The sequence below is a fragment of the Endozoicomonas sp. SESOKO3 genome, from assembly GCF_024606255.1.
In genome coordinates this window covers 1-9,434 of the sequence record NZ_JAHHPR010000496.1, presented here as the reverse complement: position 1 = coordinate 9,434, position 9,434 = coordinate 1, and the positions used below count along the sequence as shown (strand labels likewise).

Sequence of the window (9,434 nt, the reverse complement as noted above, 5' to 3'; positions counted from 1 at the left end):
CCAGGCATTGAATAAAGCAAAACCCCAGTTGAGTGATCGGCTGGGGTTTTTGTTTATCCGTTACAGGACAATGTAATGTCACCCGAAAGAACGACAAAACTTCTTAAGCAATGCGTCGTTTATTTTCGTGCTCCCATCCAAACCCGGAAGTAACAGGATCGTCCGGAACGATTTTAGGCAGTTTTAGTACTCAATCATGAATTTATTGATGATCAACTCTGCATTTTGCCATTTCTTTCGGATTAGAAGGTGCACGGCAGACCCGGTCTCCATAATAGTCATTGTTGAAATTGCAATCACTTTGCTTGTTGGATTGCTGAGCAGGAACATTGAAACTATCCTGTTTTTTCTCTATCTGGCTGGATGCATTCATGGGGTAATCCTCCTGTTGTATAAAATAAAGTTTATAAACAAGGAATTGAAACTGGAAATTGGCAATGGCTATCACAATGATAGGAAAGTTGTATTCAAACTGTTGCAGTATGGTACTGGTGGAGGTGCGCCTTGAAGCGCGTACAATCTTGCGACCTGAAATGGTCGCCACGGTAAAGCTGTGGTCGGCAGCTGTGTACCAAGTCTTGCGGGGTGGAAGGTAACGACCACAGCGAAGCGCAGACAGGAAGATAATAGGCCATAACGTTTGCTAAGGGATAATTAACCTCGAAATTGAACGTATTCGAAGTAGCTGACCTTCTCTCTACCAAGGGAAAGCAGAAATTGGGAGCTCCGCTAATGACAACAACCGCAGTAGGACAGCCTTAAGTTCGACAGGCTGATAGAGCAATGCAGGAGCAGTTGCCGCGGAGGGGCAGTCTATTCTCGGTCAGCCTCCGTGTGATAGCTATTTTAAATAGCGGGGTATCAATTCCAACGCTCTCTTCTCTTTATAGAAAGGTGCAACAGGTTTTTTTAAACTTCAGGATCCCTTGTCACTAAGATTTTTGGACGGAGTTTCGCTCAGCGTGGAGCCCGATAAGGGCCACGAGCGTTGACACAAATTGAATTACAGTCTCGCAGTAAATTGAATGGATTCAGACAACGGCCCCAGCAGATAACCAAGAAGCGTGCGTTTACCTGCCAGTATATTGAGTTCAACGGTCATACCCGGGATCAACTGATTATTTTCATCAAACCCTGAACTTTCCGTCTCAATCATAGCCTTGTAGTAATGCTTAGCCGTGACACTATCTACATAAGTGTCAGCACTCACCTCCAGAACCTTGCCCCTCAGAGAGCCATAAGTCGTATAATCGTAGGCAGAAACCCGAACATTCACTGACTGACCGGGCCAGACTCTGGCTCTGTCATGTGGTGCCACCATAGCTTCTACCATCAGGGGAACTCCATCTGGCACTATCTCTGCCAATATCGAACCCGGCGATACGACCTCACCAATAGTATTGACATGCAGGGTATGCAGAGTACCTGTAACCGGTGCCGCCACTTTTTTACGGACCTGCCGTTCACTGGAAGAGTGAATCTGTGCCTGAATTTGAACAATTTCTAACCGGACTTTGTTGTAATTATGCTGTGCCTCTTCACGAAAATCTGTCATCAGTTTTTTTTTCTTTAAACGCAGCTCTGACAGGTTGGCAGCAATGACCGGAATCTGTTTCATTGACTGATTGATTCTGGTCTCAATTTTCAGCAACGCCATCTTTTTTTCCAGCTGATTATGAATCGAACCAGCACCTTCCTGAAGAAGCGTCGTCAGTATATCCAACTGCTTTTGAGCTACCGCCCGTTCGTTTTTCATGTCCTTGATGACCTGGTCAAGCTCAGATAACTGGGCTTCTTCTTTGTTAATCTGCTGGCGGACAATGGAGATTTGTTCGCTGAGCTTTCTGGCACGTTTTTTATACAGCTCTTGTTCGTTAAGATAATGCTCGTTATTCCGAGTCTTTTGTTTGCTCGCAGCGATCAGTTCTTTACCCGTCATTTCAGCATACAATCGTTGCGCTTTTGCGGTCAGCCCTCTGAGTCTTTGGTTCAAAATGCTGATATTCTCGGTCAAGGAAGGATTCATCACCGTAAACAATACCATGTCTTTGTGAATCCGCTGCCCTTCTTGCACGTGCAGTTCGGTAAGAATACCGCCTTCCAGATGCTCAACCACACGGTTATTGCTGAAAGTAGTCACCCGACCATTGCTCTTGACGACCACATCTATTTCGATAATGGCTGACCAGACCAGAAAACACAGAACGATAAAAGTGATGGTAAAAATGATGGAATAGCGGGAAAACGATCGGTGCCGCATTCGGGTAAGCAGTGGCTTCATCATTATTCGTTATCCACCAGTTTGATAACCACCTGGTTTCGTTGCTCGGTGCCGGATTCGTCCAGTCTGATTTTGATAAATTCAGCGGGCATGCCAGCATCCAGAAGAATTTTTCGAACTTGAGAAATTCGGTTGAATGCAATTTCGTAAGAAACCGTTTTCGCCAGGCTTCTGCTATTGAGCAGGCTAATAACATGGATCGTTTTACCCTGAAAATCAGCTATGTTTGCCTGAACCCATTCTTCCAGCTCCTTGTTTGCCGCTTCAGAAAGACGTGAGTTGAAATCTTCGTACTTTATGCGAATGAGTTTACTCTTAATCTCTGTGGATACCTGGCTCTCTAAATTAACGCTCATGGCTTCAGAAATGATTTCCTTCTCAATATCCGATTCCACCGAGGCTTGCTGACCCGATTCCAGTCCTTCGGTTGAGCCGGCTGCCGCATGCTCAGCTTCAATAGACGACTGCGCAATATCATAACCCACCTGAACACTCAGCGCAGAAACGACCATAACCAACACAACGACCAGGAAAACAAAGACCAGCAGTGTGGTCGAAAGAGCATCCACAAATCCGGGCCATGGGTTGCTTTCAACTTTTTTAGCCATTGTGCTCCAGTTGCAGATGTGTAGTGTAGAAATTCAAACAGGAACCGTTACATCAACTGTTGTCTGGTTATCTATCGCCTGTCTGATGCGTTTCTTAATAAATGTTTACCGCAAAACGGAATACTAAAAGAAGCGATCCTTTGCAGTTTTCGTGCTGTGGGCCGAATAAGACTCTGAGGCTTTTAAAGTCCTATATCCATTGGATTGAAGAGATGGGGTAGGGGTACGCGGCAAAAAAATCAGGACAGGCAGGATCAAATTTTATGAAACTAAAAAGTCTGCTCGGGGTGAGTTTATTAATTCTTATCTCTCCAGTGAGTGCCTTATCGTTACCTGAAGCGGTCAACAAAGCACTGGAGATCAACCCGACCTTGAAGTCTCTGGAGGCTACGGTTGAGGTTGGAGAGGCTCAACTGGACAAGAGTTACGCCAACTACCACCCCAAGGTTACCCTCCAGTTGGAAAGTGGCAAGAGCAACAATTCAGACAGTTCCTGGCAGCAAAAGCGCAAATCATCAGTAACTCTTAATCAGGTGTTGTACGATTTTGGTCGGACTTCTAACCAGATCAGCGCCAGAAAATACAAGCTAAATGCCTACCAGCAGGATCTTAATAACGGCCGTGAGCAGCTCGTCCTGCTCACCTCAAACACCTTTCTGGAGATACTCAAGCTTGAGGAAGTGATCAGATATATCAAAGAGAATATCGCCTTTTACGATCGTTTTCTGGGCATCCTTGAAACCCGAAATCAGACAGGTGCGTCCAGCAAATCTGATGTTCAGCGTCTGACCAGTCTGAGCCAGAATGCCCAGCTTGAGCTGATCCAGTATCAGACAGACCTGACGTTTGCCCGTAAAACCTTTAAAAGCCTGACGAACATTGAGCCAGAAAACCTGACAATTCCTTCGCTGGACGGACTGGTCATCAAGCAAACCCCGAAGGAACTGGTCGAATTTGCAACAACCCGGAGTTATCAGATCCAGTCTCTCAGAAAAAACATTGAGTTCGCCAAAGAAAATCGAGACAAAGCCCGTTCCGATCTATATCCCAAATTTGACCTGAAAATTGAAACCAACAGGGAAAACTCTCTGGACACCAACGGCAAATGGTCAAGCACACAGGCTGCCGGTATCACAATGAGTTATGACATCTGGGACGGATTCAAGGCCCGAAGCAATGTTGATGAAACTAATGCCAAAGTGATGCGGGCTAATCATCAGTTACGAGAGGCAACACTGGCACTGGAAAAAGAGGCAGAGGAAGCTTACAGCGCGATGTTGAAGTTAAGAGATGAAAAGGCCGTCAATAAAGAGGCACTGGAAACCAACCGCGAAATTGTCGACCTCTATTACAAAGAATTTGAATTGGGTGAAAAGACCCTGCTGGATATCACCACAGCCCAGGGGGATTACCATAACAGTCGAGTCCAGAGCGCCGTGTTCCGGTTTGAGTATTACAAGAGTACGCTGAAAATCCGCTATTACCTGAATGATGTCATCAACACAGTGCGAAGTCTGGCAGACGAGTCCCAATGATGTTTCAGAGGACAGGCGAGAGAACGACGGGCAACACGGACAAAAAGGGATAATAAGGACATGTCTGAGCTGCATATTGCCAACCCGAAAAGAATAGAGAGCTTCATAAGGCGTATGCAGTTTGTCGTCGTAGCCAGCATTATCCTGGTTTATTTTTCCAGAGATTTTTTTATCACGGCACTTATGTCAAATCTGCCGCTGAACGGTACGATTTTATCGGTATTCATAGTCGGTTCGGTGCTCTGCTTCATCTATGTGTATCATCTTAAAGATGATGTTCTGGTGGTTGCCAAACTGGATGAGATCTTGTTTGAAAATAAAGCCGACCAGGACGGTTCGGATGATCCGGGCGATCAGAACATCCAAATAGACAGGAGCAGCCAGAACAAGCAGGGCAAACCCAAACCGTTGAAGATGCACCTGATGGGGCCAACTGTCACCCTGCTCAAAAACAATGTTGCATCTCTGGGTGTTATCAGACTCTCGGCACCAGCAACCCGAGCTCTGGTAGACTCTCTGCAGGACAGTATGAGCGAAAAGTCCGCCTTCATTCGCTACTTCACCGACCTGCTGGTTTTTATCGGACTACTTGGAACTTTCCTTGGCCTCACCATCACCATTGGCTCCATCGGGGGCATCCTGTCTGATCTGGCAGGAGGCTTGGATGGCGGTGATATTATGGAAACCCTGATCAAGCTGATCCGAGGTCTGGAAGGGCCTCTTGGCGGCATGAGCACCGCCTTCGGTTCTTCCCTTATGGGTCTGAGTACTTCGTTGGTACTGGGTATTTTTCTGCTCAGCCTGGACAAGGCCGGCCATTACTTCACCTCTGCCATGGAAAACTGGCTGGCTGAGCACACCGTTGAGAGAAGTTCTAATGGTGGAGCGGCTACGACCACTGCCGCTCCAGCCATCGGAAACGGGCAACTGGAGCAGATTACCACCCAGCTCAGTACCATCGCCAATACTCTGAAGAGAATCAGTATTCAATCTGCAGATGACAGGCAGTGGCAAAACCTGATCACTTTACTCAACAATAATCACCGTGAGCTGGCCAATGAGACCTCCGGGCTGTCTGAATCCCTGCTACGGACTGAACAACATATTGAAACTTCTGCCAGACTCCAGTCGGATCAGTTAGCGCAAGCAGAGCTGCAATTGCGGGAATCAGAAAAACTGCGCCAGATGTTCTCTACTCAGGCCGATGCCAGTATAGAAGCACTGGGCGCAGTACAGGAAAGCAAGCATCGGCTGGTTCAGATTGTCAATGCTCTGCTGAATGAGCAGCAGGCTCTGGGACGCAGTCATGGGAAAACCACTGAGCAGGTCACCGAGCTGAAAGCATTCATCGCACAGAAAACAGACGCCTCTGCCACCGAACTTAAAGGTGTCTCTCTGCAGTTGCAGGCACTTTCCGATAAAGTTCAGGAAGATAACCAGGACAGCCAAATCAGGCAGTCACGAATGGAAAAGATGTTCATTTCCATGTCCAGGGCGATTAAGGATATGAAGGCCAGAATAAAAGGAAATTGAGACGTGAGGGTTCACCGGCATATCATTCCTCTGGTCTGGAGTCTGGCCGCTTCGGCTGACAACAGTCCGGATTTTATTTTCCCGGTGGCTTGTCATTATGGTGTTGATTGCTTTATCCAAAACTATGTTGACCATGATCCCACTTCGGGCCACAGCGACTATCAGTGCCGTCAGCAAACCTATGACGGCCATTCTGGTACCGATATCAGGTTAGTTAACCTGCCCCAAATGAATAAAGGTGTTTCTGTGCTGGCAGCAGCCGATGGCACGGTTGTCGCGACACGGGATGGCATTGCGGATACTTATCTGAACCCTGCCCGACGTAAGGAAATAAAACAGATCGGTCTGGGCAATGCCGTTGTTATCCAGCATGGGGGTGGCTGGCGCAGCATTTATGGCCATCTGAAAAAGGGGAGTCTGACCATCAAAAAAGGTGATCAGGTCGAACAGGGGCAGTTACTGGGAGAAATTGGCCTGTCGGGATTAACCGAATTTCCCCATGTCCATTTTCAGGTGACACATCACAATAAGACGATTGACCCGTTTATCGGAAAACCAGACAGAAGCGAGTGTGGGGATACGCTCAACAGTCTGTGGCTCGGGATCGAAGACAACAGGATAACCTACCTCCCGGGGTTGCTATTGGATCAGGGTTTCAATAGCACTCCCCCGGTCAACTACCAGTCGATTGAAAGTGGAAATTTTAATAACGGCGCTGGTGACAAAAACCAGCGCCTGTTTTTTTGGGTCCGGTTCGTCGGGCTGTCAACGGGTGATCAGGTAACGTTGAGTTTCGTTGCACCCAATGACGAACTTGTCAAAGCACATACTTTCCCGGAACTGAAATCAGGCAAGGCACAGCAATTTTATTACATCGGCATCAATAATCCGGCTATTCGCCCGGAACTGTGGGGCCGCTGGCAGGGGAGGGTGAAACTGAAGCGCACATCACTCCCGCCTATTAAAAAGGTTTTTGATTATGCAGTAGGTGTTGAAGATGTGACTGACCGTTGAAAATTGAGCTCCTTCAGCACGCGACTGCGACTACCGTCACCGATGATACGACCTTCCGATATCACGATAATCCGATCCACCAATTGCAACAGGTTTTGCCGGTGAGTGACAAGAATCAGCGTCTGGTCGTCTTCCAGGATACCCGGAAGACGCTGACAGAAAAGCGTTTCATTGTAATTATCATAGGCACTGGTGGGTTCATCAAGGATCAGTAAACGACCCCGACGCAACAGAGCACGAGCCAGGCAAAGTGCCTGTCGTTGACCACCGGAGAGATTCTCGCCCCGTTCTAAAACTTCGTGGGCATAGCCCCGGGAGCACTTCTGGACAAATCCATCCAGACAAGCCCCATAACAGGCTTCATCCAGCTTTTTAGTGGATGCTGAACTCTGTCCGAGCATCAGGTTACTTTTCAGTGTGCCAGCGAATACGGAGGGTTTTTGAGGTGCCACGGCGAAGTGGCTGCGGTAATGGTCCAGATTAAGGTGCTGCAGATTGCGACCATCGATCATTACATTGCCTTCAGTCGGTTCCACCAGCCCCTGAATCATGCGGATGAGTGTACTTTTCCCGGAGCCAGATGCACCCAGTATGGCTACCCGCTCTCCCGGCTCAATCTTCAGGCTGATGTTCTTCAGAATTTCAGGTTCCGTGGCTTTATATCGATAGGACACTTTATCGAATTCAATCACTCCTTTCAGGGTTGGAACATTGAGCTTATCGTTGCAGTCATCCTCTCCTGCCAGACCCAGCAGATCGTTAATCTCTTTCAATGCCTTGATGGAGAAGCTTAGGCGATTAACTGCCATGGCCAGACTCATCAGCGGAACAATGGCCCTGCTACCAAGAATAATGCAGGCAAACAGAGAGCCAGACGAAAGATTACCGCTGTGTATCTGGAAGACACCCAGGACAAGCATGCCGATGACCACAATCTGGCTGGCACTTGCCACCAGGGTGTTGAGCAGAATATTAGACTGTTTACTGGCCAGCGATGCCCAGGCAGAACGGGTGACCAAACTACGCCAGCGCGCCTGAGTCTTGCGTGTCGCACCCAGGGTTTTAATGGCTTCCAGCTCTGAACTCACTTCGTAGAGAAAGGCACTTTTGGCATTGTTGGCGCGGGTCAGCTGGCTGGCACGATGACGCGTGCCTCGATAGCTGAATATCGCAATCGGTATCAGGCAGGCCGCAATGCCAATAGGAATGAGTGCCATGACGCCACTGATCATTCCTATTATGAGGGTAAACAGAATAAAAAATGGTGCATCCAGAAATGATAACACCACCGTTCCGGACAGAAATTCTTTAACCCGGGCAAAATTTTCCACAGTATGGGTAATGCGGCCCGTAGAGTCAGGCAGTTCACTCTGCTTCAGCTGAACAAGGCGGCCCATGATGAACTGTTCACTGCGCTTTTCAATAACCCGGCAGGCCTCATCGACAAAATAAGTGCGGAGCCAGCGCAAGACAAAATCAAAGGTCACTACCAACAGCATGCCAATCCCCAGAACAAGCAGCGTATCAGTAGCAAAGGTTGGGATGAGTTTGTCGAACACCATGTTGGTGAATAACGGTAGCGACAGAGTCAGTAGATTGACCATCAGGGTCGCCAGCAATACCTGAACGTAGTGAGGTCGGAGTTCGTTCATCTGTGCGCGAAACCAGGCAGGCATCAATAGCTTGCTGGCAGTGGCTTTGTCCTGTTGTTCACTGAAACAGAAAAGCGTGCCGGTATAAACCGATGCTAATCGTGACAAAGACAACCATAATCCCAGAGGATGTTTTCGTGATGCTACAAAATACTCACCGTTACGAATTTCGGTGATGGTCATGAATTTTTTTTTCTTTAACTGAATGATGCAGGGTAAGTCGTTTTCCGTAATATCATTAAGTCCGCTGCATTTTTTTATCATGTCCAGGCCACAGTAGGCAGCGGCCTGTTTAAGGCGCCGATGATCAAACTCCTGACCATCTTGCGTGAGTGTCTCTAAATCTTCTCTGACAACATCGGCCCCCATATGATGGCAAATGGTGAGGAAACAATCTTTGAGGTTGAATTTAAGCATAAAAGGCGCTCTTTTAGTTATCCTGGCGCCCTCTGAACCTACTGGCCTGAATCCATCAGAGGAAGTTGACGGTTATGGTATTAGTACCGTCGCTGTATATGTGCTGATTGGCATTACTGGTATCAACACTGGTCTCATCATTCACAGTAATACCATCAGTGTTACTGCCATCAACATCAATGGTCAGACTGTTACTTCCGGTAAGAGCACTGACATCATTCATGGAGATAGTGATGGTATCGGCACTTCCATCGCTGAAATCAATCTTTTCAACATTATCAATAAGGCTGGTGAAATTACCCAGATCCCAGGTGCCACCGTTGTTCAGATTGAGGGTGTCGCTGTCAGCGCCACCGTCTATCCGTGTGGCATTGTTTTGCAGGGCTGCCAGATC

8 protein-coding genes are annotated in these 9,434 nt (G+C 47.7%); 3 read left to right on the top strand and 5 right to left on the bottom strand.

Features of this window, described 5'->3' with window-relative positions; all coding sequences use genetic code 11:
* Positions 1–202: 202 nt before the first annotated feature.
* The 3 genes from KDK18_RS08655 to KDK18_RS08645 all read right to left on the bottom strand — a co-directional run bounded on the left by KDK18_RS08655 (position 203) and on the right by KDK18_RS08645 (position 2,889).
* Positions 203–544 (bottom strand): hypothetical protein, encoded by a 342-nt coding sequence (locus tag KDK18_RS08655; protein ID WP_257254503.1) that lies wholly within the window; start codon positions 542–544, stop codon positions 203–205.
* A 459-nt stretch (positions 545–1,003) separates the two neighbouring features.
* A complete protein-coding gene (locus KDK18_RS08650) occupies positions 1,004–2,284 on the bottom strand; it encodes an HlyD family type I secretion periplasmic adaptor subunit (RefSeq protein ID WP_257254502.1) in 1,281 nt (426 codons plus the stop codon).
* On the bottom strand, positions 2,284–2,889 hold the full coding sequence (locus KDK18_RS08645; protein ID WP_257254501.1) for a hypothetical protein: 606 nt from the start codon (positions 2,887–2,889) through the stop codon (positions 2,284–2,286). Before KDK18_RS08645 ends, KDK18_RS08650 begins: the two co-directional genes overlap by 1 nt.
* A gap of 263 nt (positions 2,890–3,152) precedes the next feature.
* Between KDK18_RS08645 and KDK18_RS08640 the strand changes: the two genes are divergently transcribed.
* The 3 genes from KDK18_RS08640 to KDK18_RS08630 are packed head-to-tail and all read left to right on the top strand — an operon-like array spanning position 3,153 to position 6,971.
* A complete protein-coding gene (locus KDK18_RS08640) occupies positions 3,153–4,424 on the top strand; it encodes a TolC family protein (RefSeq protein ID WP_257254500.1) in 1,272 nt (423 codons plus the stop codon).
* Between the two features lie 60 nt (positions 4,425–4,484).
* On the top strand, positions 4,485–5,957 hold the full coding sequence (locus KDK18_RS08635; protein ID WP_257254499.1) for a hypothetical protein: 1,473 nt from the start codon (positions 4,485–4,487) through the stop codon (positions 5,955–5,957).
* Between the two features lie 3 nt (positions 5,958–5,960).
* Positions 5,961–6,971 carry a M23 family metallopeptidase gene (locus KDK18_RS08630; RefSeq protein ID WP_257254498.1) on the top strand — a complete coding sequence of 337 codons (1,011 nt, stop codon included), beginning with the start codon at positions 5,961–5,963 and terminating at the stop codon, positions 6,969–6,971.
* Here the strand turns inward: KDK18_RS08630 and KDK18_RS08625 are convergent.
* Both KDK18_RS08625 and KDK18_RS08620 read right to left on the bottom strand, forming a co-directional pair.
* Positions 6,935–9,040 (bottom strand): ATP-binding cassette domain-containing protein, encoded by a 2,106-nt coding sequence (locus KDK18_RS08625; RefSeq protein ID WP_257254497.1) that lies wholly within the window; start codon positions 9,038–9,040, stop codon positions 6,935–6,937. The two genes, KDK18_RS08630 and KDK18_RS08625, sit on opposite strands and share 37 nt — an antisense overlap.
* Before the next feature lie 55 nt (positions 9,041–9,095).
* On the bottom strand, positions 9,096–9,434 hold a 339-nt coding region (locus KDK18_RS08620), incomplete at its 5' end, for a hypothetical protein (protein ID WP_257254496.1).

Excerpts from the sequence above, each read along its gene's own strand:
- KDK18_RS08650 (WP_257254502.1), bottom strand. The coding sequence starts at position 2,284 with ATGATGAAGCCACTGCTTACCCGAATGCGGCACCGATCGTTTTCCCGC.
- KDK18_RS08645 (WP_257254501.1), bottom strand. The coding sequence starts at position 2,889 with ATGGCTAAAAAAGTTGAAAGCAACCCATGGCCCGGATTTGTGGATGCT.
- KDK18_RS08640 (WP_257254500.1), top strand. The coding sequence starts at position 3,153 with ATGAAACTAAAAAGTCTGCTCGGGGTGAGTTTATTAATTCTTATCTCT.
- KDK18_RS08635 (WP_257254499.1), top strand. The coding sequence starts at position 4,485 with ATGTCTGAGCTGCATATTGCCAACCCGAAAAGAATAGAGAGCTTCATA.
- KDK18_RS08625 (WP_257254497.1), bottom strand. The coding sequence starts at position 9,040 with ATGCTTAAATTCAACCTCAAAGATTGTTTCCTCACCATTTGCCATCAT.